Source organism: Corynebacterium sp. AOP40-4SA-5 (genome assembly GCF_052377355.1).
GTDB lineage: Bacteria > Actinomycetota > Actinomycetes > Mycobacteriales > Mycobacteriaceae > Corynebacterium.
Genome location: NZ_JBQSWS010000006.1, coordinates 14,252 through 38,343 on the forward strand (window position 1 = coordinate 14,252; position 24,092 = coordinate 38,343).

21 protein-coding genes are annotated in these 24,092 nt (G+C 68.7%); 12 read left to right on the forward strand and 9 right to left on the reverse strand.

The annotated features are described in order from the left end of the window. Window positions 1–53 precede the first annotated feature (53 nt). From dapE to ACT3S3_RS05000, 5 genes are all read left to right on the forward strand, one after another. Entirely contained in the window at window positions 54–1,181 is a 1,128-nt protein-coding gene (gene dapE, locus ACT3S3_RS04980; protein WP_301442216.1) for a succinyl-diaminopimelate desuccinylase, read from the forward strand. Window positions 1,182–1,186: 5 nt separating this feature from the next. Next, window positions 1,187–2,038 carry a TIGR00730 family Rossman fold protein gene (locus ACT3S3_RS04985; RefSeq protein WP_441579243.1) on the forward strand — a complete coding sequence of 284 codons (852 nt, stop codon included), beginning with the start codon at window positions 1,187–1,189 and terminating at the stop codon, window positions 2,036–2,038. A gap of 11 nt (window positions 2,039–2,049) precedes the next feature. Next, window positions 2,050–2,322, forward strand: coding sequence for a hypothetical protein (locus ACT3S3_RS04990; protein ID WP_301442204.1), 273 nt, complete (start codon window positions 2,050–2,052; stop codon window positions 2,320–2,322). Then, window positions 2,319–3,809 (forward strand): aminopeptidase, encoded by a 1,491-nt coding sequence (locus tag ACT3S3_RS04995; protein WP_301442205.1) that lies wholly within the window; start codon window positions 2,319–2,321, stop codon window positions 3,807–3,809. The genes ACT3S3_RS04990 and ACT3S3_RS04995 overlap by 4 nt, the downstream gene beginning before the upstream one ends. 64 nt (window positions 3,810–3,873) lie before the next feature. After that, window positions 3,874–4,755 (forward strand): methyltransferase domain-containing protein, encoded by an 882-nt coding sequence (locus ACT3S3_RS05000; protein WP_301442206.1) that lies wholly within the window; start codon window positions 3,874–3,876, stop codon window positions 4,753–4,755. Between the two features lie 23 nt (window positions 4,756–4,778). On the opposite strand, the gene ACT3S3_RS05005 is transcribed toward ACT3S3_RS05000, so the two are convergent. Further along, the gene (locus tag ACT3S3_RS05005) at window positions 4,779–6,308 is read right to left on the reverse strand and encodes a GH32 C-terminal domain-containing protein (protein ID WP_441582151.1); all 1,530 of its coding nucleotides are present in this window, start codon (window positions 6,306–6,308) and stop codon (window positions 4,779–4,781) included. Window positions 6,309–6,378: 70 nt separating this feature from the next. Further along, window positions 6,379–7,038 carry an O-methyltransferase gene (locus ACT3S3_RS05010; RefSeq protein ID WP_301442208.1) on the reverse strand — a complete coding sequence of 220 codons (660 nt, stop codon included), beginning with the start codon at window positions 7,036–7,038 and terminating at the stop codon, window positions 6,379–6,381. 273 nt (window positions 7,039–7,311) lie between these two features. Between ACT3S3_RS05010 and sigE the strand changes: the two genes are divergently transcribed. The 3 genes from sigE to tatB all read left to right on the forward strand — a co-directional run bounded on the left by sigE (window position 7,312) and on the right by tatB (window position 9,042). Beyond that, a complete protein-coding gene (gene sigE, locus ACT3S3_RS05015; RefSeq protein WP_441579246.1) occupies window positions 7,312–7,899 on the forward strand; it encodes an RNA polymerase sigma factor SigE in 588 nt (195 codons plus the stop codon). Between the two features lie 87 nt (window positions 7,900–7,986). After that, complete coding sequence (locus ACT3S3_RS05020; protein ID WP_301442209.1) at window positions 7,987–8,424, forward strand: anti-sigma factor; 438 nt, start codon at window positions 7,987–7,989, stop codon at window positions 8,422–8,424. A gap of 48 nt (window positions 8,425–8,472) precedes the next feature. Next, entirely contained in the window at window positions 8,473–9,042 is a 570-nt protein-coding gene (gene tatB, locus ACT3S3_RS05025; RefSeq protein ID WP_367620294.1) for a Sec-independent protein translocase protein TatB, read from the forward strand. Window positions 9,043–9,118: 76 nt separating this feature from the next. Here tatB and ACT3S3_RS05030 read toward each other — a convergent pair whose 3' ends face one another. Genes ACT3S3_RS05030 through ACT3S3_RS05040 form a run of 3 tightly spaced genes read right to left on the reverse strand, consistent with a single transcriptional unit; the run spans window position 9,119 to window position 12,188 of the window. Continuing rightward, window positions 9,119–10,249 carry an Mrp/NBP35 family ATP-binding protein gene (locus ACT3S3_RS05030; RefSeq protein ID WP_301442210.1) on the reverse strand — a complete coding sequence of 377 codons (1,131 nt, stop codon included), beginning with the start codon at window positions 10,247–10,249 and terminating at the stop codon, window positions 9,119–9,121. A gap of 50 nt (window positions 10,250–10,299) precedes the next feature. After that, entirely contained in the window at window positions 10,300–10,845 is a 546-nt protein-coding gene (locus ACT3S3_RS05035; RefSeq protein WP_301442211.1) for a DUF1003 domain-containing protein, read from the reverse strand. A 17-nt stretch (window positions 10,846–10,862) separates the two neighbouring features. Continuing rightward, a complete protein-coding gene (locus tag ACT3S3_RS05040; protein WP_301442212.1) occupies window positions 10,863–12,188 on the reverse strand; it encodes a magnesium transporter MgtE N-terminal domain-containing protein in 1,326 nt (441 codons plus the stop codon). Between the two features lie 130 nt (window positions 12,189–12,318). Between ACT3S3_RS05040 and ACT3S3_RS05045 the strand changes: the two genes are divergently transcribed. Both ACT3S3_RS05045 and ACT3S3_RS05050 read left to right on the forward strand, forming a co-directional pair. Continuing rightward, window positions 12,319–12,513, forward strand: coding sequence for a hypothetical protein (locus tag ACT3S3_RS05045; protein ID WP_301442213.1), 195 nt, complete (start codon window positions 12,319–12,321; stop codon window positions 12,511–12,513). 55 nt (window positions 12,514–12,568) lie between these two features. Beyond that, window positions 12,569–13,222: a hypothetical protein gene (locus ACT3S3_RS05050; protein WP_301442214.1), complete on the forward strand. Its 654-nt coding sequence runs from the start codon at window positions 12,569–12,571 to the stop codon at window positions 13,220–13,222. A gap of 97 nt (window positions 13,223–13,319) precedes the next feature. Here the strand turns inward: ACT3S3_RS05050 and ACT3S3_RS05055 are convergent, their stop codons facing one another. After that, window positions 13,320–17,087 carry a multifunctional oxoglutarate decarboxylase/oxoglutarate dehydrogenase thiamine pyrophosphate-binding subunit/dihydrolipoyllysine-residue succinyltransferase subunit gene (locus tag ACT3S3_RS05055; protein ID WP_301442215.1) on the reverse strand — a complete coding sequence of 1,256 codons (3,768 nt, stop codon included), beginning with the start codon at window positions 17,085–17,087 and terminating at the stop codon, window positions 13,320–13,322. Between the two features lie 330 nt (window positions 17,088–17,417). Between ACT3S3_RS05055 and ACT3S3_RS05060 the strand changes: the two genes are divergently transcribed. Continuing rightward, window positions 17,418–18,194 carry a hypothetical protein gene (locus tag ACT3S3_RS05060; protein WP_441582150.1) on the forward strand — a complete coding sequence of 259 codons (777 nt, stop codon included), beginning with the start codon at window positions 17,418–17,420 and terminating at the stop codon, window positions 18,192–18,194. Here the strand turns inward: ACT3S3_RS05060 and ACT3S3_RS05065 are convergent. The 3 genes from ACT3S3_RS05065 to ACT3S3_RS05075 form a co-directional block, all read right to left on the reverse strand. After that, a complete protein-coding gene (locus ACT3S3_RS05065) occupies window positions 18,176–18,775 on the reverse strand; it encodes a hypothetical protein (protein ID WP_444626383.1) in 600 nt (199 codons plus the stop codon). The two genes, ACT3S3_RS05060 and ACT3S3_RS05065, sit on opposite strands and share 19 nt — an antisense overlap. Window positions 18,776–18,859: 84 nt before the next feature. Continuing rightward, a complete protein-coding gene (locus tag ACT3S3_RS05070; RefSeq protein WP_301441815.1) occupies window positions 18,860–20,329 on the reverse strand; it encodes a glyceraldehyde-3-phosphate dehydrogenase in 1,470 nt (489 codons plus the stop codon). Window positions 20,330–20,420: 91 nt separating this feature from the next. Then, window positions 20,421–21,869, reverse strand: a complete 1,449-nt coding sequence (locus ACT3S3_RS05075; protein ID WP_301441816.1) for an amino acid permease — start codon at window positions 21,867–21,869, stop codon at window positions 20,421–20,423. A gap of 90 nt (window positions 21,870–21,959) precedes the next feature. On the opposite strand from ACT3S3_RS05075, the gene ACT3S3_RS05080 reads away from it, so the two are divergent. After that, a complete protein-coding gene (locus ACT3S3_RS05080) occupies window positions 21,960–24,092 on the forward strand; it encodes a DEAD/DEAH box helicase (RefSeq protein ID WP_301441817.1) in 2,133 nt (710 codons plus the stop codon).

Genomic DNA, 24,092 nt, shown 5'->3' on the forward strand with positions numbered 1-24,092 from the left:
GCACGATGAACAATTCGACTCCCCCCGTCAACGACCATCCCACCGAACTGACCCTGTCCGGCCTGACCGGCTCCCCGGTGGAGCTGACCCGGGCGCTCGTCGACATCCCCAGCGTCTCCCACGAGGAGAAGGACATCGCCGACGCGCTGGAGCGGGTGCTGGGCGAACTCGCCGCCCAACACGACCACGTCACCGTGGACCGCAACGGCAACACCCTGGTCGCACGGACGAACCGGGGCCTGCCCACCCGCGTCATCCTGGCCGGGCACATCGACACCGTCCCGGTGGCGGACAACGTCCCCTCGGTGCGCCGGGCGGACGGGGAGGGCCGCGACGCCATCCACGGGCTCGGCTCGGTGGACATGAAGTCCGGCGACGCGGTCTACCTGCACGCCTTCGCGACGCTGGCCGGCTCGCCGGAGCTGGCCCACGACCTCACCCTGGTGCTCTACGAGGGGGAGGAGGTCGCCACCCGCTACAACGGGCTGGGCCACCTCGTCACCGCCCACCCCGAGTGGCTGGTCGGCGACGTCGCCCTGCTGGGCGAGCCGTCCGGCGCGGTCATCGAGGCAGGGTGCCAGGGGACGCTGCGGCTGCGGGTGACCGCCCACGGCACGCGCGCGCACTCGGCGCGCGCGTGGCTGGGCGACAACGCCGCCCACCGGCTCGGCGGGGTCATCGCACGCATCAGCGACTACACCCCCCGCGACGTCACCATCGACGGCTGCACCTACCGCGAGGGCCTCAACGTGGTCCACCTGGAGTCCGGGGTCGCCACGAACACCATCCCCGATGAGGCGTGGATGTTCGTCAACTTCCGCTTCGCCCCGGACCGCTCCGGCGAGCAGGCGCTCGCCCACACCCTCGACGTCCTCGGCGTGGGGACGCCGGACGCCCCGGCCGAGGGCTTCAGCGTCGAGGTCGACGACCTCGCGCCGGGTGCGCTGCCCGGGCTCAGCCAGCCCGCGGCGCTCGCCCTGGTGGACGCCACGGGTGGCAACGTCCGCGCCAAGTACGGCTGGACCGACGTCGCCCGGTTCTCCTCGCTGGGGATCCCCGCGGTGAACTTCGGGCCGGGCGACCCCGGACTGTGCCACACCCCGCAGGAGAACTGCCCGGTGGAGATGATCGAGACGGTGAGTGACCAGTTGATCGACTACCTGACACGAAAGGCACGGTAAGCACGGTGAGCAGAGAGAATCCCCAGCCGTTCACGTTCCAGGGACCGGTGGTGCGACGGGGCATCGACGGGGTCTACCCGAACACCCCCTACCCGCGGTCCACGACCGACCAGCGTCTCCTCGACGAGCAGCCGAACACCGACTGGCTGCACGCCGACCCGTGGCGGGTCATGCGCATCCAGTCGGAGTTCGTGGAGGGCTTCGGGGCGCTGGCCGAGCTCCCCAAGGCAGTGACGGTGTGGGGTTCCGCACGCGTCGCCGAGGACCACCCCTACTACGCCACGGGGTGTGAACTGGGTCGCCGCCTCAACGAGGCCGGCTACGCCGTGATCACCGGTGGCGGTCCGGGGCTGATGGAGGCACCGAACCGGGGTGCCGCCGAGAGTGGTGGACTGTCCGTGGGGCTGGGTATAGAACTGCCCCACGAACAGGGACTGAACTCCTGGGTGAACCTGGGCCTGAACTTCCGCTACTTCTTCGTGCGCAAGATGATGTTCCTGAAGTACGCCCAGGCCTTCATCTGCCTGCCGGGCGGATTCGGCACCCTCGACGAACTCTTCGAGGCCCTGGTGATGGTGCAGACCGGCAAGGTCCGCCAGTTCCCGATCGTGTTGCTCGGCTGCGACTTCTGGAGCGGCCTGGTCGACTGGATCACCTCACGGCTGGTCGACGAGGGCATGATCTCGGAAGGTGATCCGGACCTGTTCCTGGTCACCGACTCCCCGGAGGAGGCCGTGGCGTACTGCGTGGCCGCCCACCAGGGGCAGGTCGAGGAACTGGAGGAGAAGCGTGCCCGGTTGCTCCGGGAGCTCCAGGACCTGGAGAAGCAGGCCGGGGCCACCGGGGATCTCGGGTAACCTCGGCTGCCATGTACCTGCTCATCACCGTCATCGCCGCCCTGCTCGCGGGCCTGGTGCTGGTCTACCTCGTGCTCGTGGTCTTCGACCGTGAACCGGCGGCACCGGGAAGCACCCGGGCCGAGCGACTGGCAGGCAAGCGGGACGCCGCCCTGCGGATCGAGGGGCTCACCGCCCAGCTCGCCGAGCGGGACGCCACGATCGCCGACCTCCGGTCCGACCTGGGGACCGCCCCGGGTGATACCCAGGCCACCGACCACGAAACCGAGGAGAAGCTCCTGTGAAGAGGATCCCGAACCTACCTCGTCCCACCCCGGAGATCACCGTCGGTACCACGGTGACCGGCAGCGACGTGGTCGACTGCCGGGTGCTGGTCGACGAGAAGTCCACAGCGGACCTCGCCGCGGACCTTGCCGCGGACGGGGTCTGGGAGGTCCGTGTGCCCGCTGAACCCACCGCGTTGACCGACCTCGCCGAACTGGCCGATGAGCCACGCCTCGGCGACGACGGCTGGCGGGCCGCCGGAGCCGTGCTCAGCCGCCGGCTCAGCACGCTGATCGACGCCCACCCGGTGCGCGCCAAGCGCCACACCGTCCAGATCCGGGTGCCCCGGACCGCCACGGTCCAGAACCTGCGCAACCTCGCCATGGGCATCGTGTTGGGCGGCCGGTCCATGGTCGTGACCAGGAAGGACGCCGCGGCGGAGGTGCGTTCCGTGCACCTCGACGTCAGCGATGTCAGCGGTTCCGACGGTAACGGTTCCGACGGTGGCGATGTCGCCATGGTCAAGCGGGTGGAGGACGCGGTGCACCGCGGTCGGGTGTTCGGAGCGGCGACCATGATGGCCCGTGACATCGACGCGGTGCCCTCGCCGACCGCGACCTCGGTGTGGTGGCGACGCAAGGCCAAGGCCGTGCTCGGCGACGTGCCGGGCACCCGGGTGAAGACCCACGGGCGCGGTTGGCTGCAGCGCAAGGGGTTCGGCGGCCTGCTGGCCACCGCCTCGGCAGGGACCAGCGTCAACGACCCGGACGGTGAGGACGAGGTCGGGCTGGTCGAGATGTTCTGGGACCCGGCGGCCGCCGAGGGCGACCTCACCGACGAGCGTCCGGACGTCCTGCTCGTCGGCGGGGCCACCGTGCCCGCGGTGATCCGTGCCCTCGCCGAGCTCAAGGGGCCGAAGAAGGTCGTCGGCCTGGTCCCCGTGCACGGCTACAGTCCGCCGGCGTCCGTCCCCGGGCGGGCGAAGGCCGTCATCGAGCACGTCAACGGCACGACCACGCAGATCCCCGGGTTCAGCGGGGCCGCGGAACGCGCGGAGGTGTGCCGGCGGCTGGCCGCCGCCGACGCGGTGGCCTACGGCGTCCAGCGCTACCGGCCGCGCCGCGTGGTCGTCGTCGGCGCGCTCACCACGGCGTCGAAGTCGGCGCTCGGGGAGCTCACCGGTGCCGTCAGCGGTGACCCGCGCGACGCCCAGGCCGTCCGGCGCGTCACGCTGCGTGGCGCCCGTGTCGGTGAACGGTGGTGGCCGCTGCCGTCGCCGACGCACCTGGAGAAGAAGGTCAGCACCCGCGAGGCCGACGTCACGGTGGCCTCCGACGGGCCGGAGGCCCTGGTGGCGCCGCTGTTCCTGCGACGTTTCGCCGCCGGTGTGCCCTGCACGGTGCTCGACACCACGGGCCCGTCGTGGTCCGAGTCTGTCCGTGGCGAGGTGGACCGGGGTAGCTCCGGGTTCGCGGCCAGGACTCTTGTAGAGTGGTTCCGGAAGTAGCCGACCCGGTGCTTCCCAGTCCCGTTTCTGACTAGTCCCGCAACCGAGGGGAGACCTCGCACCCGTGCTCTCTGATGTCATCGACCTGCTCGCCGACCCGGTGGACGGCACCCTGTTGCGCGCCGGTGACGACGCGTGGAAGACCCTGGTGTCCGACTCCGGCCACAACTACGACGTGGCCCGCCAGGGGTACGTCACCCTCGCCGGTGGCGCGGGCCTGCGTTACTCCGGCGACGACGCCGAGATGATCCAGGCACGCGAGACCTTCCTGTCCGGCGGACACTTCGCCCCCTTCGTCGAGGCGATCACCGACAACGTCGGTCACGCCCTCGACGACGCCGGGGTCGCCGACGACGCGCACCCCTCCGTCGTGGAGATCGGTGCGGGCACCGGCTACTACCTGTCGCACACGCTGGACTCCATCGTGAACTCCCGGGGTGTGGGCATCGACGTGTCCGTGCCGGCAGCCAAGCGGCTGGCGTCCTGCCACCCGCGCATCGGTGCCGTCGTGGCCGACGCCTGGTCACGTCTGCCGTTGCGCGACGGCGTCGTCGACGCGGTGACGGTGATCTTCGCCCCGCGTAACGCCGCCGAGTTCGCCCGCGTCCTGTCCCCGGAGGGGCAGGTGGTGGTGTTGACCGCGGACGCCGGGCACCTCGCCGAACTGCGTGAACCACTGGGCATCATCGATGTCGAGGAGGGGAAGGTCGAGCGGATGATCACCCAGGCGTCCGGGCACCTGGTGCCGGTGGGGGAGCCGCAGAACGTGGAGTTCGAGATGAACCTCGACCAGGCGTCCATCGCCGCGCAGATCGGCATGAGCCCGTCCGCCCGCCACATCCACCCCAAGGTGCTCGCCGAGCGGATCGCCGGGTTGCCCGAGACGATGACGGTGACTGCCCGCGCGGCGATCACCCGTCTGAAGCGCGACCCGCAACTCGGCTGAGTCGAGGGGGTCGGCTCCGGGGCCTATTCGCCGGGGTCGACCCCTGCGGCGAGGTCACGGTCGGCCAGCACGGCCTCGCGGATGAGCTTCTCCTGCTCCTCCGGGTCGTCCAGGTGGGCGAGCTGACGCTGCAGCTGGCGTCCCAACGACTCCATCGCCGACAGCACCCTGGCGCCACCGGTGGCACGTACGGCGAACCGGTCGAAGGAACCGGGACCGGTCAGCGCGGTGGTCAGTGAGACCAGCCCGCCGTCGGCGAAGACCTCACAGACCGGGCCGTCGACGAAGATGGTCAGTGTGTCGCTGTCGGCGTCGGCGAGCGGGGCCGACCGGGTGTCACCGTCGCGGGTGACCGAGACCTCCTCACCGGAGTGGGTGATGCCGAGCAGGACGTTGCCCTCGGTGTCCAGCACGTCGACGGTGGCCGAACCGCTCTCCACCGACAGCTGGGCGGTGTAGACCGCCGCACGGTCGGTGTAGGAGCGGACCGCGGTGGGGAGTCCGATCACGTCCTGGTAGAGGTGTCCGTCACGCAGGCTGAGGAAGCGCGGCACCGACAGGCAGTTCGCCCACGTCGCCGGCTCATCGCCGTCCTCGCTGTGCGGGAAGGCGCCCACGAGCCCGGAGAGCACCGGTCGGGTGCCGTGCACCAGGCGGGGCCGGGTGAAGTCGTGGCCGTGGTCGAGGACCTGGAAGTCCGTGGCGGTGCGGAACGTGGTCCCGTCGAGGTCCCCGACGATGTAGCCGGTCGTCTCGCCGGACTTCGTGCCGGCCGCTCCGTCCGTGCCCACGGCCAGGCTGTCGTCCGGGTAGGTGATGAACAGGACCACCCGGTCCTGGCCCGTGCCCAGGTCCGTCATCAGCGTGATGCGCGGAGCGTAGGGGCGTCCCTCGGGGACGGACTCGCCGACGAAGGTGAGCTCGCCGCGTACCGTCCAGGACTGGCGGTCGGGGGAGTCCAGCACCACGATGCGGGCGTCTTCGTCGTCGACGAGGTCGAGGGCGAGCATCGTCCACCCCTCGCCCCGGCGCACCACCGACGGGGTGGCGAGGTTGTGGACGGGGAACGCGGAGTCGTCGACGTCGACGGCGCCGAGGCGCTCGACGAAGGGGGAGACCACGCTGGGGTCGTCCGACACCTCGGTCGTGGCGGACGCCAAGTCGGCGATGCGTGCGCGCTGGAGGGTGAAATCCCGTGCCCCACGGCGGCCGTGGGCGACGACGTTGGACTGCAGGGACGACGGCGCGGCATCTGCGGCGTCGGCAGCGGCGGTGGTGGTCACGAAGAAGAGCTCCACCCCGTCGTCCACCGGTACGGCGGACCCGGCGAGGCAGTCGATCTCGTCGTCGCGGGGGATGAGGACGTCGTCGCACACGTCCCAGCCGTAGGGGATCCCGGAGGCGACCTGGTGGGCCCACCGGGCACCGGCGTCAGGTCGTGGCCGGAACTGGTGGAAGACATGGAGGGACTCTCCCCGGCTCAGGGCTCCGGCTGGGGCCTCGAGAACGCCGACTTCCGCGGTGACGTGTAGTTCAGGTCTGTAGCGGTTCACGGCATCCCTGTATACCACCGTTAGCAAAGTCGGGGCCGTGGAATCGTCTCCACCGTCGCCGCCGTCCGGACTACCGTGCGGCGTGTGTGGTGATCACGGTGCACCCGGCGCCCAGGGGCAGACGGGCCACGGTGACGTCGTCGAGGGAACGCAGGTGTTCCTCGGCGTCGGCGGCGGCGCGGGTCTGCCGGTCCGAGTTCTCCGGGTCGCCCAGGGAACCGTCCAGCAGGGAGTCCAGCAGGACCAGGATGCCGCCGGGGCGCAGGACCGGCAGCGCGGCGTCCACCGTCGCCGTGAGGTGCTCCACGGCCGACTGTGAGACGATGATGTCGTAGGAGGAGGTCGCCAGCCGCGACACGCCCACCAGGGGGGCGGAGGGCAGGAACCGGTACGCGTTGGAGCGCACCCCGGCGGCGTTGAACGCCGAGCGTGCCAACGCCTGGTGTTGGACCTCGGGGTCGATGCAGGTGACGTGGCCCCCGCCGGGCAGCCCGGCGAACAGGTGCAGGCCGATCACCCCGTAGGCGGGGGACATGACCACGGCCGTGGGGGAGGTGCTGGTGACCTGCGCCGCCAGGAACGTGAGGAACTCGCCGGTCATGGCGTCCGGCTTGAGCAGCCCGTACTCGTTCGCCGAATCGCGGGCGGCGTCGAGTGTCTCGTCGGTGGCGGCCGTGCTGTTGACGTAGTCGCGGACGGCGTCGAGGGCGGAGCTGGATTCTGCGTTCACGGCTGTAACTGTAGGTGTGTCGGGGAGTCCTGGCGGTGACCGCCCCCGGCGAGTCGCCACAGCTCGCGGACAACGTGGGAACCGTGGATACCAGTGTGAACATTGTGCCTGGAGGGGTGCCGCAGCGGTATTGCCACCGAGGGTAGGTAACCGATATATTTAACGACGAAGTCAATTGCTGCCTGGTCCTCTTGGTGAGTCCGCCTTAACCTCACAGGAAAACCGAAGCGACCAGGTACTCCGTGGCAATGCACGTGCGTGAGGATGGATATCATGAACACCGCAGCAGACCCCGGCACCACCGGGGCGACCGACGCCTTCGACCGCGGTGAGGGCGACATGCCGAGCTGGAGCGAGCTGGTGCAGGAGCACGCGGACAGCGTCTACCGGTTGGCCTACCGGCTCAGCGGTGACCGGCAGGACGCCGAGGATCTCACGCAGGACACCTTCATGAGGGCGTTCCGGTCGCTGAAGTCCTACCGTCCAGGCACGTTCTCCGGGTGGCTGCACCGGATCACCACGAACCTCTTCCTGGACATGGTCCGCCACCGCGGCACGATCCGGATGGAGGCCCTGCCGGACGACTACGACCGCGTGGAGGGCACCCGGCTCGGGCCGGAGCGGGCCTTCGAGATGAGCAACCTCGACCCGGCCCTGGAGCGGGCGTTGGACGATCTCAGCGCGGAGTTCCGCGTCGCGGTGATCCTGTGTGACGGTCTCGACATGACCTACGAGGAGATCGCCGACACCCTCGGGTTGAAGATGGGCACGGTCCGCTCACGCATCCACCGGGCGCGGACCCAGCTGAGGGCCAGTCTGGAGCGCTCCGCCGGCGAACTCAGCTACGTGCCGCAGTCTTAGCGCTATCATCGATGGCAACGAAGCCATTGAGTCCGTTGATGCCGGACGGCGCACGGTAGGTGCGAGGCCGACGAGGAGGTCCCAGTCATGTCGGAAGTCGGGCGACTGTCAGATGTCGGTCATCTGACCCCAGAGGTCGTTGCGGCGCTGGTCGACGGGGAATTGACCCGCGGCGCCGAACACCGGGCCCGGATTCACCTGGTGCACTGCGGGGAATGCCGTGAGGAGGTCAGGGCTCAACGCCAGGCCGCCGAGCGACTGCGGGGCAGCATCCCGATGGACGAGATCCACGTCTCGGGCAGCCTGATGAGCCGTCTGGCGCGCATCCCCGACGACTGCGACGGCACCGGCCCCGGGGAGCAGGACGCGGCGGCGGAGCATGACCCGGTGGGCATCGACGGGTGCCGCCGGCCGGACAGCCTGACCGGCCGGATGGCGGCCGCCGCGCGCAAGGTGCAGCGCCGCACGACGGGATGGACGGCCAATGGCCGCTCGAAGTCGCCGCGTCAGCAGGGGGAGGGCTAGGATCGAGATGTTGTCAGTACCGAGTGATCCGAGAGAGAGGCGTGGCAGGTGTTCTCCAGCGTCGGGTGGGTTGAGATCCTCATCATTGTCGTCGTGGGCATTATCGTCGTCGGGCCCGAGCGCCTGCCGCGACTGATCACGGACGTCCGCGCCCTGCTGCTCGCCGCTCGCAACGCCATCGCCGACGCGCGCAAGGAACTCGACCAGGACTTCGGGGAGGACTTCGAGGAGTTCCGCAAGCCGCTGTCGCAGCTCAACAGCGTGCGGCAGATGGGCGCCCGGGGATTCATCACCAAGACGCTGCTGGACGACGACGACAGCTTCCTCACGGACCTGGAGTCCTCGGCGAAGGACGTCACCGGCGCTTTCCGGGGGACCGGGTCGCGGATCTCGGGGCAGGCCCCGAAGAACCCGCCGCGTCCCACGGAGGTTCCCGCAGAGCCCGCTGCAGACCCCGCCGTGGGTGCTCCGGATGCGGGGGCGGCGGATCCTCAGGCGGACGGCGGCTCGGCAGGGGCCGTGGGCGGGGAGGAGCCCCGGGTGGAGCTGCCCCAGCAGGACGAGGTCGGTCAGTCCCGGGACTGGGGACGCTCCGGAAGCTACGACGACACGATGTAGGGCAACACACTTGTAGGCCAGACAGTTCAGGCGCCTCACCCGGCAAGGTGAGGCGCCTGAGACGTGTAGTGGTCGGCTACTGCCCGGCGACCCCGAGGTTCAGCTGACGCCCGGCCAGGGACTGCCGGCGGGTGGAGAGCTTGTCGGCGATCGCGCCGAGTGCCTTGCCCGCGGCCGAGTCCGGCTCGGAGATGGCGATCGGGTTGCCGAGGTCGCCGCCGATGCGCAGGTTCGGGTCCAGCGGGATCTGCCCCATGAGGGGAACCTCCCCGCCGGTGAGCTGGCTCAACCGGTCCGCCACGACCTGGCCGCCACCGGTGCCGAAGATGTCCATCCGGCTGCCGTCAGGCATGTCCATCCAGCTCATGTTCTCGATGACCCCGCCGATGCGCTGACGGGTCTGCTCCGAGATACTCCCGGCACGCTCGGCCACCTCGGCGGCCGCCGTCTGCGGCGTCGTCACGATCAGCAGTTCGGCGTTCGGCACGAGCTGTGCGACGGAGATCGCCACGTCGCCGGTTCCCGGCGGGAGGTCGAGCAGCAGGATGTCCAGGTCGCCCCAGAAGACGTCCGCCAGGAACTGCTGGATCGCGCGGTGCAGCATCGGCCCGCGCCACACCACCGGCGAGTTGCCCTCGAGGAAGTGCCCGATGGACATGATCTTCACCCCGTGCGCCTGCGGCGGGATGATCATGTCGTCGACCTGGTGCGGGCGGTGGTTCGAGCCCATCATGTGCGGCACCGAGTGACCGTAGATGTCGGCGTCGACGACACCGACGTTCAGCCCGCGCCGCGCCAGGGCGGTCGCGAGGTTCACCGTGACCGAGGACTTGCCGACACCGCCCTTGCCGGAGGCCACCGCGAAGACGCGGGTCGTCGACTCCGGCTGGGCGAAGGGGATGACCGGCTCGGAGACACCGCCGCGCAGCTGGGTGCGGAGTTCGCGACGTTGCTCGTCACTCATCACGTCCGTGGCCACCGTGACACTCTCGACCCCCTCCACGCTCTCCGCGGCCTCGCGGGTACGCGTGGTGAGCGTGGACTTCATCGGGCAACCGGCGATGGTGAGGTAGATCTCGACGGCCACGGACGAGCCGTCGACGTCGATGGACTTGACCATGCCGAGTTCCGTGATCGGCTTGTTGAGTTCCGGGTCCTCGACAGTGTCCAGGGCGCTGCGAACTGCTGATTCAGTGACAGTAGACATTGACCCCGATGATACGCCCACCCCGATTCAGGGCCAATCACCGTGTGCGGTCAGCGGCCGCCGGCGGCCGTCTCGTCCCTGTCATCCGGCAGTTCGTCGTTGCGACGGTCCTCCAGCTTGTCCTCGATGCGGCGCAGCACGTCCCCGAGGTCGTCGAGTTCGCGGCGCAGGTAGTCGCGGGTCACGTTCTCGCCCACGGCGATGCGCAGTCCGGCGAGCTCACGGGCGAGGAACTCGGTGTCCGCCTTCGTCTCCTCGGCTCGCCGGCGGTCCTCGTTCAGGGACACACGGTCACGGTCGTCCTGCCGGTTCTGGGCCAGCAGGATCAACGGTGCCGCATAGGCGGCCTGCGTGGAGAACGCCAGGTTGAGCAGAATGAACGGGTAGACGTCCCAGTTCCACCAGAAGCCGCCGACGTTGAGGCAGATCCAGACGATCACGATGATCGTCTGCCACATCAGGTAGCGGCCGGTTCCGAGGAAACGGGCGACCTTCTCGGCGCCGACGCCCACCGCGTCGTCGTTGTAGGCGAACAGGCGGCGACGAGGCCCCGTCGACGGGGTGTCGAGGTCGGTCCGGGAGAAATTGTCGGGCATGGGGTGTCTCTTTCTCGTCAGGCGGACGGGGTGGTGGTGGCAGCCCGGCGGTTGCTGCGCCAGTCGTCGTCGCGCCAGTTCTCCGGCAGCAGGTGGTCGAGCAGGTCGTCGACGCCGACGACCCCGAGCAGGTGGGAGTCCTCGTCGAGGACCGGCGCGGAGACCAGGTTGTAGGTGGCGAAGTAGCGCGCCGCGGTCTCCTCGGTGTCCTCCGGGTGCAGCGCCGGAAGCTCGAGGTCGAGGATGCCGCCGACCAGGGACGACGGCGGTTCGCGCAGCAGCTTCTGCAGGTGCACGCACCCCAGGTAGCGCCCCGTCGGGGTGGCCTGCGGTGGGCGGACGACGAAGATCAACGAGCTCAACGACAACGGCACCTCGGGGTTGCGGGCGTGCGCCAGGGCCTCGGCGACGGTCGCCTGCGGGGTGAGGATGATCGCGTCGGAGGTCATCAGCGCACCGACGGTGTCGGGGGAGAAGCTCATCAGACGGCGCACCGGCTCTGACTCCTCCGGGTCCATCAGCTCGAGCAGGACGTCGGCCTTGTCCCCGGGCAGTTCACCGAGCAGGTCGGCGGCGTCGTCGGGGTCCATCTCCTCCAGGATCGTCGCGGCGCGCTCGATGTTGAGCACCTCCACGATCTCGGTCTGCTCGTCGTCGGGCAGCTCGGCGATGACGTCGGCCAGACGCTCGTCGTCGAGCTCGGCGGCGACGCGCAGCCGGCGTTCCCGGTCCATGTCGCGCAGGGCGTGGGCGACGTCCGCGTTGCGCATCGTGGCGAACTCGGCGATCAGCTCGGCGTCCATGTCAACCGGCCCGGTACCCGAGGCGGACAGACCGTGGACGTGGGTGAAGGGGATGACCGCCGGGGTGGTGCGCCGGCCCAGTCGTCCGCGGGTGAACACGGCCACCCGGCTGAGCTCCCACTCACGGGTCCGGGTGCGTTCCAGCTCCACGTCGGAGATCTCCACGGCCCGTCCGGCCAGGTGGCCGAACTCCGGGTCGTCGGTGTGCACCATCGCCCCGACGAGATCCTCCATCACCGAGATCTCACCGGCACGGGAACGGAAGGGACGCAGGCTCACCGAGCTGGTGTTGAGGGTGACCTCCTTCGGGTCGATCGAGGCGATGCGGCCCATGGGGAGGAAGATGCGGCGTTTCGCGCCGACCTCCGCGACGATGCCGAGAGCGACCGCGCGGGTGGAGCGGATGGTCAACACGACGTCACGGACGCGTCCGAGCGACTCGCCGTCCGCGCCGAGCAGGAGCATCCCGGCGAGACGGCCGGCGAAGAACCGTGTGGTGATCCGGCTGGGGTTCCTGCCGGCGTTCGCAGTGGAGTTCATGGAACTAGAGGTTACGGCACAGCTTCCTGTGACCGCGCCCTGAACCGGCCTGTACGGCTTCTTCCGGGACGCGCACTGCAGGTATTCTGGTGCGGATGTCGAGCTACTGCCGAATGAGCGGAAGGAAACCATGTCGCGTCTGATAGCCGGTGGCCTGTGCGGGGTCGCGCTCATCCTCGCGGTGCTGGGGAGCCCGTTGTGGATCCCCCATGCGGTGGCGGCGGTGGTGGCCACGGCCGGGGCGCTGCTCTCCGACCGTGCCCGGTGGTGGGGGATCGTGCCCTGGCTGGCGCTGGTGGGCGTGTATCTCGTGGCGTGGTGGTGAGATGGGTGTGAGAGGCTGGGCCGGTGGCGGACGAGACGATGGACAGGACGGGCGCATGAGCACTCACGGGAACACGGCACGTGCCGGACGGTGGACGCGCGCCGGCGCGCGCCGTACGGCGGTCGCGGCGTCGGTCCTCGTAGCGGCGGCAGGGGTGTCGTCCTGCACGGCAGGCGGTGTCACCGGCCCCGCGTCGGTGGCCATGAGCGAGGAGACCTCGGGTCCGGTGTACCTGGGGGTCACCGACGACACCGTCCAGCACCGGCTGGAGGACAGGTACCGCAGTGCCTTCGAGGCGGCGGGCCGGGAGGTCGAGGCCCGGGACGTGACCACGGGTGACCGGCTGGACAAGCTGCACAACGGCGAGGTCAGCGTGGTGATCGGTTGTGTGGGCGAGCTGCTCGACGAGCTCGACCCGGCGAAGGGCGAGGAGCTGCGGGGGCTCTACGCCGAGGCACAGGAGGAGGGTGCGGACGCCTCGCAGTGGCGCGACATCGCCCACTCGACGATGTTCTCGGCGCTGCCGACGGATCTGCAGGCCAGCGACCCCGGTGAGGTGGCGGCGTGCGACGACGACTCCCTGCCGCAGAACTTCGTCGCCGTCTACCGCAAGACCGCGCTGGACCGTCCTGACCGGCGGGCGTTGAACAACGTCGCCGGAGGGGTGTCCGACGACGACCTCGCCGAGGAGTCGTCCGACAGCTCCTAGCCGCCCGGACATGCCGGAGGCCCGGCGGGAACCTTTCGGTTCCCGCCGGGCCTCCGGCTTTTCCCCGCCCCCGGCCGGCGACGGCGGGGTGGGGACGCTACTTCGCGAACGCCTCGTTGAGCAGCTGCTCCTGCTCAAGCTTGTGGACCTTGGCCAGGCCGGTCGCCGTGGACGACTGGGCGCGGCGGGAGACGCGCTTCAGGCGCAGACCCTCGATACGCTCCGGCAGGTTGAGGGCCAGGAACGGCCACGGGCCCTGGTTGGCGGGCTCGTCCTGGACCCAGCGGTACTCGGCGTTCGGGTACCGGTCCAGGATCTCCTTGACACGGTTGTGCGGCAGCGGGTGCAGCATCTCCATGCGGGCGATGGCGACGTCGTCGCGACCGTCCTCCTGACGCTTCTTCTCGAGGTCGTAGTAGATCTTGCCCGAGCAGAACAGGACCGTGGTGATCTCCTCGTGCGTGGCGGCGGAGTCCGCCAGGCGCGGGTCGTCGAGCACGGAGCGGAAGCCCTTGACCTCGGTGAAGTCCTCCACCGGCGAGGTCGCGGCCTTGTTGCGCAGCATCGACTTCGGGGTGAAGACCACCAACGGACGACGCATCGTGCCCATGGCGTGGCGACGCAGCAGGTGGAAGTGGTTCGCCGGGGTGGACGGCTGGGCGATGGTCATCGAACCCTCGGCGGCCATCTGCAGGAACCGCTCGATACGGGCGCTGGAGTGGTCCGGGCCCTGTCCCTCGTAACCGTGGGGCAGCAGCATGATGACGCTGGAGAGCTGACCCCACTTCGCCTCACCGGAGGCGATGTACTGGTCGATGATGGTCTGGCCACCGTTGACGAAGTCACCGAACTGGGCCTCCCAGGCGACGACGGCGTCGATGTTGCCCACCGAGTAGCCGTACTCGAAGCCGAGACCGGCGAACTCGGTCAGCGGGGAGTTGTAGGCACGGAACGATCCGCCGTTGCCGGACTCCTCGGCGAGCTTCTCCAGCGGGCTGTAGGCCTCGGTGGTCTCGGAGTCGAAGAGCACGGCGTGGCGCTGGGTGAAGGTGCCTCGCAGGGAGTCCTCACCGGCCAGGCGCACGAGACGCCCGTCCTGGGCCAGGGTGGAGAAGGCGAGCAGCTCGCCGAAGGCCCAGTCGATGCCGCCCTTTCGGGTCATCTCCTGACGGCGCTTGACGACCGGCTTGACGCGCTGGTGGACGTTGAATCCCTCCGGGACGCCGGTGAAGGCGTCTCCGACGGCCTCGACGACCTCGCGGGAGACGGATGTGTCCAGCCCACGGGTCAGGGCCTGGGAACCGGCGATGCCGGTCTGCTCGGCCGGGGCAGTGCCCTTCTCGGCCTCGCGCACCTGGTTGAAGACCGTCTCCAGCTGGCCGTGGAAGTCGTCGGCGGCGCGCTGGGCGTCCTCCTCCGACAGCTCGCCACGTCCCACGAGGGTGTCGTGGTAGAGAGCGCGCACGGTGGAGCGGTCGTGGATGCGGTCGTACATCTCCGGCTGGGTCATCGACGGGTCGTCGGACTCGTTGTGACCGCGGCGGCGGTAGCAGACCAGGTCGATGAAGACGTCCTTGCCGAAGCGGCGACGGTACTCGACGGCCAGACGTGCGACCCAGACGACTGCCTCGGGATCGTCGCCGTTGACGTGGAAGATCGGGGCGTCGAAGCCCTTCGCCAGGTCGGTGACGTAGTGGGTCGAGCGACCGGAGTCCGGGGTCGTGGTGAACCCGATCTGGTTGTTGACCACGACGTGCACCGTGCCGCCGACGGAGTAGCCGTCGAGGCGGGCGAGGTTGATGGTCTCCTGGACGATGCCGAGGCCGGTGAAGGCCGCGTCGCCGTGCATCAGGATCGGCATGACCGGGTGCTCGGCCTGGCTGGTCGAGATGTCCTGGTGGGCGCGTGCGAGACCCTCCATGACCGGGTTGACCGCCTCGAGGTGCGAGGGGTTCGCGGTCAGGGTGATGTCGATGTCGTTGTCACCGAACATCTGGGTGTACTGGCCGGTCTGGCCGAGGTGGTACTTGACGTCACCGGAGCCGCCGGCGACGGTCGGCTCGATGTTGCCCTCGAACTCGGTGAAGACCTTGGAGTACGGCTTGCCCACGATGTTGGCCAGCACGTTGAGGCGGCCACGGTGGGGCATGCCGATGACGACCTCTTCGAGACCCTGCTCGGCGGCGGAGTCCACGGCGGCGTCCAGCAGCGGGATCAGCGACTCGGCACCCTCGAGGGAGAAACGCTTCTGGCCGATGTACTTGGTCTGCAGGAAGTTCTCGAAGGCCTCTGCGGAGTTCAGGGTCTGCAGGAGGTACTTCTGCTCGGGGTTGGACAGCTTGGGCTGGCCACCCTCGATCTGCTCCTCGAGCCACTGACGCTCGTCGTGGTCGAGGATGTGGGTGTACTCGGAGCCGACCTTCAGCGTGTAGGCGCGGCGCAGCGTGGCCAGCACCTCGCGGAGGGTCATCTTCTCGCGGCCGGCGAACCCACCCACGTTGAAGCTGCGGTCGTAGTCCCACAGGGTCAGGCCGTGGGTCTCGATCTCCAGGTCGGAGTGGTCGGGGACCGGCAGACCCGGCTGGGTCCACAGCAGCGGGTCGATGTCGGCGATCAGGTGACCACGGCTGCGGTAGGCCTCGATGAGCTGCATGACGCGGGTCGACTTGTCGACGCCGATGTTCGGCAGGTCCTGGCTCCAGCGCACGGGGGCGTAGGGCACGGCCATGGCGGCGAACAGGTCGTCCCAGAAGTCGTCGTTGATCAGCAGGCGGCTGATGTCGCGCAGGAACTCGCCGGACTCCGCACCCTGGATGATGCGGTGGTCGTAGGTGGAGGTCATGGTGACGAGCTTGCCGACACCCATGTCCGCCAGGCGGTCCTCGGACGCGCCGGCGAACTCCGCCGGGTAGTCCATGGCACCGACGCCGACGATGGTGCCCTGCCCGCGGGTCAGGCGCGGAACGGAGTGGCGGGTGCCGATGCCACCGGGGTTGGTGAGCTGGATCGTCACACCGCTGAAGTCGTCCATCGTCAGCTTGCCGACACGGGCACGGCTGACGATGTCCTCGTAGGCCTCGACGAAACCGTCGAAGGTCAGGGTCTCGCACTCGCGGATGGCGGCGACCACGAGGTTGCGGGCACCGTTCTTGCTGACCATGTCGATGGCCAGGCCGAGGTTGATGTGCTCGGGGGTGACCTGGACGGGCTTGCCGTCGACGAGCTTGTAGTTGTTGTTCATCGAGGGGTGGGCCTGGACGGCCTTGACCATCGCCCAGCCGATGATGTGGGTGAAGCTGATCTTGCCCTTACCGCGGGACATCAGGTGGTCGTTGACCATCGCGCGGTTCTCGAACATGAGCTTGGCGGGCATGTCGCGCACGGTGGTCGCGGTGGGGATCTCCAGGGAGATGTCCATGTTCTTGGCGATGGACTTCTGCGCTCCCTTGAGGGGGTGCTCGCCGGCGGTGGGTGCCTCGGCCGGGCCCTTGGGCGCCGGGGGAGCCACGCGGTCCGGAATCGGGTTAACCGATGCAGAAAGCGACTTCTTCGGGGCCACCGCGCCCTTGGGCTTACCGGGCTTGCCGGGCTTGGAGCCGCCGGTGCTGCTCGCCGCGGCCTTCGGCTCGGACTTCGACGGTCCGGTCGAAGCCTTGGCGGTCTTGGTCCCCTTGTCGGCGGACGTGCCGTCGTTCTCGGAGGTCGTGGAGCTCGGGGACGTCGTCCCCGATGCGTGGTCAACCTTGTCCGGCCGCTTGTTGAAGAGTTCCCGCCATTCCGGATCTACGGACTGGGGGTCTTCCTTGAACTGCTGGTACATCTGGTCGACCAGCCATTCATTTTGGCCGAAATTGGTGCTGTTCACAGCAGGTCCTCGCCTCATTTCATGATGTGGTCAATCTCGACGTTCCACCCTACTACAACACCAGTTTCCGTGACCGTGGTGGGGGAGGTGTCGATATTGCCAGCTGAGCGTATGTTTTCAGTAGCTTCGCGTATGGCTCGCGGAGATGGGCCCGTTACCTGGACGAAACCACTCCTGGTGGGCGGCGAAGCGAGAGGCGAGGAGGGCGGGGCCGTGGGCAGGGACGTGTGGCGGCAACTGGGCTAGCATGGTGTCGTTCCGGCAGCCCGACCGCGCGAAGCCTGCGCAAGCTGCACATCATTCGGAGGAAGTACCGAGGAGGCGCCCGCCATGGGGTTCTATGAGGATGTTGCTGAGTCGCTGGATGCCGAGGGCATTGAGTCGAGGGTGAATGACGGGACGGTTTTCGTCCCGGTGTCCTCGGACCTCGAGATCCAGTTCGTGGAGATCGGGGAGGGGGTTCCTGCCGGACTGGTGGCGGCGAACGTGTTCCTCGCCATGGCCGACGTCGCCGAGGATGACGAGGAGTTCGAGGCAGCCCTGGTGGGTGTTGTCTTCTCTGTCGAGGAGGCGGTCGCCACCGTTGCCCGCCATATCGCGACCGACCAGGTCGTCGGCGTGATCCGCGACCTGATCGACGGCACGGACTCCAGGATCGTCGACCTGGAGTTCGTGCAGGACCCGGTCGACGCCCTCCGCGTCTCCGCGGAGATCGGGGAGAGCTCGGAGCTGGTCGTCACCCTCGACGGCGAGTCGACCGAACCGACGGCACGCGTCGAGTTCATCTCCCTTGGCGACGGGTTCGAGGACCTCATGGACGAGGCAATCGCCGACGTCTGGGACGGCGACTCGGTGGGCGAGGAGTACTCGGAGATGGAACGCCAGGCCATGTTCCGTGGGCTGGTCAGCAACGTCGCGGAGATGTCCGAGGAGGTCCTTGACCTCGGCGTGTACACCGACTTCGACCGGCTCTTCGACGTCCTCGCCCTGGCGCAGGTCCAGGCCCCGGACTGGGAGGCTCTCCTGGTTCCGCTGGAAACCCTGTGGGAGGAAGACGACGAAGACGATGAAGACGATGATGGGGACGGTCAGGCCGCGGTGCCGTGACCGGGTTCGGGTGCTGATGCGCGGCCGGGTTCACCGCTCAGGAGGGCGTGCCACGTCCACTCCATGAGTCCGTCGGTCCGGGCGGGCCCGCCGCAGGACTCCTGTGACACCCAGAGCACGTGGCCGCAGACGAGCTGGCCGCCCTGGCCGTCCTCGGCACCCTCGCCGGTCTCATCGGCGTCGGACCTGAGCGTCCGACGGAACAGCGAGTGCACGTCCGTGGTCATGTTCCGGGCGGACGCGGTCAGCTTCGACTTCTCCGCCCTGGCGGTCAGGGTGACCAGGTGGACGGGTGACGGCGGTGGGGTCTCGTCCAGTCCGGCCCCCGTGAGCCTGCGCCACATGGTGGTGGAGACCCGGTGACGTGACATGAACACCTGTGCGGGGCCGGAGGGGAGTGCGATGCGCAGGGACGGGGCCGTCCAGCCGGGGGAGACGCGGATACGGCTGCGCGGGTGGCGCAGGACCGTGGCGCACCGCTCGGCGGCACGGGAGACGGACGGTGCCGGCCTCAGTGCACTGAGCGGCCGACGCATCAGGACGTGGATGGACGGTGTCGTGGGTGTGGTGGTGTTCTCCATGCCGGGAACACTACGGCCGGCCGCGGACATGAATCCGCGACCGGCCGTGGTCAATCGAACATCCGTTCGAAAATAGTGCTGAGGTCAGTAGAGGTCCACCGGTGCGACACGCTGGGGGAACACCCGCGGACGCGCGCCGGCGATCTCCTCGACGATGCGGATCACCTGGTTGGAGTAGCCGTACTCGTTGTCGTACCACACGTAGACCACCAGGTTACTGCCCTCGGCGATGGTGGCGAGACCGTCGACGATGCCGGCGTGGGTGGAGCCCACGAAGTCGGTGGAGACCACCTCGGGGGACTTGATGTAGTCGATCTGCTGACGCAGGTTCGAGTGCAGGGCGACCTTGTGGAGGTAGTCGTTGACCTCGTCGCGGGTGGTCTCGGTGTCGAGGTTGAGGTTCAGCACCGCCATCGAGACGTCCGGGGTGGGGACGCGGATGGCGTTGCCGGTGAGCTTTCCGCCGAGCTCCGGCAGCGCCTTGGCCACGGCCTTGGCGGCGCCGGTCTCGGTGATGACCATGTTCAGACCCGCGGCACGTCCGCGCCGGTCGCCCTTGTGGAAGTTGTCGATGAGGTTCTGGTCGTTGGTGAACGAGTGCACCGTCTCGACGTGGCCGTGGCTGATGCCGTAGCGGTCGTTGATCACCTTGAGCACCGGCGTGATCGCGTTGGTGGTGCAGGACGCGGCGGACAGGATGCGGTCCGAGTCGTCCTCGGTGATGTCGTCGTGGTTGATCCCGTAGACCAGGTTGCGCACGTCGCCCTTGCCGGGCGCGGTCAGCAGGACCTTGGCCACACCGTTGGCCGCGAGGTGCTGGGAGAGTCCCTCGCGGTCGCGCCAGCGGCCGGTGTTGTCGACGAGTACCGCGTTGTCGATGCCGTAGGAGGTGTAGTCCACGGACGCCGGGTCGTTGGAGTAGATGACCTGGATCGGGGTGCCGTTGGCCCAGATGATCTCGTTGTCGTGGTCGACGGAGATCGTCCCGTCGAAGGCGCCGTGCACCGAGTCACGACGCAGCAGGCTGGCGCGCTTCTCCAGGTCGTCGTCGCCGTTGCGTCGCACGACCATGGCGCGCAGACGCACGCCGCCGTAGGCGGCTTCGCGGGCGATGAGGATGCGGGCGAGCAGGCGTCCGATACGTCCGAAGCCGTACAGGACGACGTCCGTCGGATCCTTCTCGGTGTGGGCGCCGACGACCTCGGCGAGCTCACGCTCGAGGTAGTCGCGCAGTGTGCCGGCGGACTCGCCCTCGGCCTCGTAGCCGGTGGCCAGGCGTCCCAGGTCGATCGAGGCGCTGCCGAGGTTCATCTCCACCAGCTCCTGCAGGATCGGCAGGGTGGAGCTCAGCGGCAGCTCACGGTCGGTCACCAGACGTGCGTAACGGTGCGACTTGATCACGTCGACACCGGTCACGTTGATCAGCAGGCGACCGAAGACGGACGTGACGACGTTGTGCTCCCGGTGCAGGCGGGAGAGGAGCGGGAGGATCTGCTCGGCAAGCAGGATGCGGGAGTTCCAGTCGCTCTGGGAATCGGTGGCCGGTGCACTCATGGGTGTGGGAGCTCCTAGGGGGCGGTCGTGATGGTCCCCGGTAAGGGGGTAGAAGGACACTACAAAGGTAAGGGAACGGACGTACGGAGAGCTACTCTCCCCCGATGTCATCCCCCCGCTGCGGGGAGTCGGACGCTGGATCAGACGCGGCGGCGGCCGCGCGGCGCCGGGTGAGGGGGTAGAGCGCGGTCATCGCGACCAGGAAGATCACCCCCGCCCAGAGGGCGGAGTGGTACTCGTCCATCCAGACCATCGTCCCGAAGGTGATCAGAATCACCCCGATGGCGAAGAACTGGCCCACCGGCCACAGCGGGACCGGGAACGCCGGGGGAGTGCCGTCGTCCTTCGTCACCGCGTTCCTGCCGTAGCGGCTGCCGAGGTGGGCGAGCAGGATCATCAGCCAGACGAAGACGGTGGCGAAGGTGGCCAGCGCCGCGATGCTCTGGAACATCTCCGCAGCGGTGCTGCTGGCGAGCTGAAGGGCCACACCGACCAGCAGGACGACCAGCATGACCCCGATCGTGGTCACCGGGACGCCCCGGTGGTTCAGCCGCGCGAAGATCCGCGGGGACAGGCCCTGGCGGGCCATGCCGAAGACCACGCGTCCGGCGCCGTAGAGGTCGGAGTTGATCGCCGAGAGCGCAGCGGAGACCACCACGACGTTCAGTGCCGCCGCGGCCCAGCCGATACCCAGGTCGCTGAAGATCTGGACGAACGGGGACTCCTCGCCGGTGATCTGCCGCCAGGGGATCACCGCCACGATCACCAGGATCGCCAGCACGTAGAACAGCAGGATGCGCATCGGCACGGTGTTGACGGCCTTGGGGATCGTCTTCTCGTGGTCGGCGGCCTCCCCGGCGGTAACCCCGATGATCTCGGTGCCGCCGAAGGCGAAGAGCACGAGGATCAGGGCGCTGAACACGCCGGTCACGCCGTTGGGGAACAGGCCGCCGTCGTTCCACAGGTTGTCGAATCCGGCGGACCCGCCGGTGTCGAGGTTGAAGACCAGGATCGCCGCACCGCCGAGGATCATCGCCACCACGGCCGTGACCTTGATCGAGGTGAACCAGAACTCCAGCTCCCCGTACCAGCGCGCACTGGCCAGGTTCGCCGCGCCGACGATCAGCAGTGCCACGGAGACCCAGACCCAGCCTGGGGTGTCGGGGAACCAGAAGGTCATGTACACCGTGATGGCCGTGAGGTCGGCCAGGCACACGATGATCATCTCGAAGGCGTACATCCAGCCGGTGATGTAGCCGGCCCAGCCGCCCAGGTACCGGCGGCAGTACTCGGCGAAGGACCCGGGGGCGGGGTCGGCGACGGCCATCTCGCCCAGGGCCCGGAGCATGAAGTACACCACGGCGCCGCCGAGCAGGTAGACGAACACCACGCCGGGGCCCGCGGCGCCGATGGCGCCGGACGAACCGTAGAACAGGCCGGTGCCGATCGCGGAGCCCAGTGCGATGAAGTGGATGTGCCGGTGGGTCAGCGTGCGGCGGAGCTGGCGTTCCTGCCGGACGGGGGCGCTTAAGTCACTCACGGACTCACATACTAACCATCGGGGAGTCCTATATCACAGCGCGGGCCGGTCGAATCGCTTTTATGGCGCCGACCACGTACTGTGAGGTCAATGTCTGAAACTGAGAACGTAACCGGCGACGAAAATATGCCGGAAACCTCCCAGTCGTCAGTACCTCAGGAGAATCTGCACGAGGATGCCACCTCCCCGGTCACGGGGTCGTCGGACCTCGGTGACGAAGTGGGCGCAGAGATTCCCGAGAGCACTGTGGACGGGGACGTCACCGAGAAGAACATCCAAACAGAAAACGAGAAGAACGGCTTCGACACCCTCGGCCTGCCGCCGAAGATCCTCGAGGCCGTGGAACGGGTCGGCTTCACGACCCCGTCGCCGATCCAGGCGTCCACCATCCCCACCCTCATGGAGGGTCGGGACGTCGTGGGTCTGGCGCAGACCGGTACCGGTAAGACCGCTGCCTTCGCTCTGCCCGCGCTGTCGCGCCTCGACCCCAACCAGCGCACCCCGCAGGTCCTGGTTCTCGCCCCCACGCGAGAGCTGGCCCTGCAGGTCGCCGATTCCTTCGAGACCTTCGCCAAGCAGCTCGGCGGCGTCAGCGTCCTGCCGATCTACGGTGGCGCACCCTACGGTGCCCAGCTGTCCGGCCTGCGCCGTGGCGCCCAGGTCGTCGTCGGCACCCCCGGTCGTGTGATCGACCACCTGGCCAAGGGCAGCCTCGACCTGTCCGGTCTGCGTTTCCTCGTCCTCGACGAGGCCGACGAGATGCTCAACATGGGCTTCCAGGAGGATGTCGAGCGCATCCTGTCCGACACCCCCGACGACCGCCAGGTCGCCCTGTTCTCGGCCACCATGCCGTCGGCGATCCGTCGCCTCTCCAAGCAGTACCTGAACGACGCCGCCGAGATCACGGTGAAGTCCACGCAGCGCACCGCGGAGAACATCGAGCAGGACTACCTGTACGTCACCTACCGCAACAAGCTCAACGCGCTGACCAGCATCCTCGAGGTCACCGACTTCGACGCGATGATCCTCTTCGTCCGTACGAAGAACGACACCGAGGAGGTCGCCGAGAAGCTGCGTGAGCGCGGGTTCGACGCCGCCGCCATCAACGGTGACATCCCGCAGAACCAGCGTGAGCGCACCGTCGACCAGCTCAAGGACGGTCGCCTCGACATCCTCGTGGCCACGGACGTCGCCGCCCGTGGTCTCGACGTGGAGCGCATCACCCACGTCTTCAACTACGACATCCCGCGCGACACCGAGTCCTACGTGCACCGCATCGGCCGTACCGGCCGTGCCGGTCGCCACGGCCGCGCGATCCTCTTCGTCACCCCGCGTGAGGGCCGGCTGCTCAAGAACATCGAGCGGGCCACCAAGTCCAAGCTCAACGAGATCGAGCTGCCGGGCGTCGACCAGGTCAACGAGGCACGCAAGAAGAAGTTCCACGCCTCGATCACCGAGTCGCTCAAGGGCAAGCAGGTCGCGACCTTCCGCGACCTGATCGCCGAGTACGCCACCGAGAACGACGTCGAGCCCACGGAGATCGCCGCGGCCCTGGCCGCCAAGCTCCAGGGCAAGGAGCCGTTCCTGATGGAGGAGATCCAGGAGCCGCCGCGTCGCGAGCGTCGTGACCGCAACGACCGTGGGGACCGTGGCGACCGCCGTGACGGTTTCGACGGCCAGTCCGGTGTGCACCGCCCGTTCAAGGAGCGCTTCAACAAGCAGGCGCCCACGGTCACCGACCGTAACGGCAAGTCCCTCGCGGTCTACCGCATCGGCGTCGGCCACCGGCAGCGCGTGCGCCCGGGAGCCATCGTCGGTGCCCTGGCCAACGAGGGGAACATGAATTCCCGCGACTTCGGCCGGATCAGCATCTTCTCCGAGCACTCCCTGGTGGAGCTGCCGGCCGACCTGCCGCGCGAGACCTTCGAGTCCCTCGACCAGACCCGGATCTCCGGCAAGCTGATCAACATCGAGCCGGATCCCGGCGCCCCCGCCGGACGCCCCGCGCGTACCCGTCAGGACGGCGACCGCGGCGGTGACCGTGGTGGCAACCGCGGCGGCGGGCGTCCCCGCGGCGACCGTAACGATCGCAACGACCGTAACGACCGCGGCAACCGCGGCCGGAACGACCGTGGCAACGGCGGCGGACGTTTCGACCGCGACCGCAGCGACCGCGGTGGACGCGGCAGCTTCCGCGGCAACCGCGGCGCGAAGCGCGACTGA

What these genes read in the sequence shown, in the direction of transcription:
- ACT3S3_RS04990 (WP_301442204.1), top strand. Translation starts at nt 2,050, where the DNA reads ATGTACCTGCTCATCACCGTCATCGCCGCCCTGCTCGCGGGCCTGGTG.
- sigE (WP_441579246.1), top strand. Translation starts at nt 7,312, where the DNA reads ATGAACACCGCAGCAGACCCCGGCACCACCGGGGCGACCGACGCCTTC.
- ACT3S3_RS05020 (WP_301442209.1), top strand. Translation starts at nt 7,987, where the DNA reads ATGTCGGAAGTCGGGCGACTGTCAGATGTCGGTCATCTGACCCCAGAG.
- ACT3S3_RS05030 (WP_301442210.1), bottom strand. Translation starts at nt 10,249, where the DNA reads ATGTCTACTGTCACTGAATCAGCAGTTCGCAGCGCCCTGGACACTGTC.
- ACT3S3_RS05035 (WP_301442211.1), bottom strand. Translation starts at nt 10,845, where the DNA reads ATGCCCGACAATTTCTCCCGGACCGACCTCGACACCCCGTCGACGGGG.
- ACT3S3_RS05040 (WP_301442212.1), bottom strand. Translation starts at nt 12,188, where the DNA reads ATGAACTCCACTGCGAACGCCGGCAGGAACCCCAGCCGGATCACCACA.
- ACT3S3_RS05045 (WP_301442213.1), top strand. Translation starts at nt 12,319, where the DNA reads ATGTCGCGTCTGATAGCCGGTGGCCTGTGCGGGGTCGCGCTCATCCTC.
- ACT3S3_RS05050 (WP_301442214.1), top strand. Translation starts at nt 12,569, where the DNA reads ATGAGCACTCACGGGAACACGGCACGTGCCGGACGGTGGACGCGCGCC.
- ACT3S3_RS05060 (WP_441582150.1), top strand. Translation starts at nt 17,418, where the DNA reads ATGGGGTTCTATGAGGATGTTGCTGAGTCGCTGGATGCCGAGGGCATT.
- ACT3S3_RS05065 (WP_444626383.1), bottom strand. Translation starts at nt 18,775, where the DNA reads ATGGAGAACACCACCACACCCACGACACCGTCCATCCACGTCCTGATG.
- ACT3S3_RS05070 (WP_301441815.1), bottom strand. Translation starts at nt 20,329, where the DNA reads ATGAGTGCACCGGCCACCGATTCCCAGAGCGACTGGAACTCCCGCATC.
- ACT3S3_RS05080 (WP_301441817.1), top strand. Translation starts at nt 21,960, where the DNA reads ATGTCTGAAACTGAGAACGTAACCGGCGACGAAAATATGCCGGAAACC.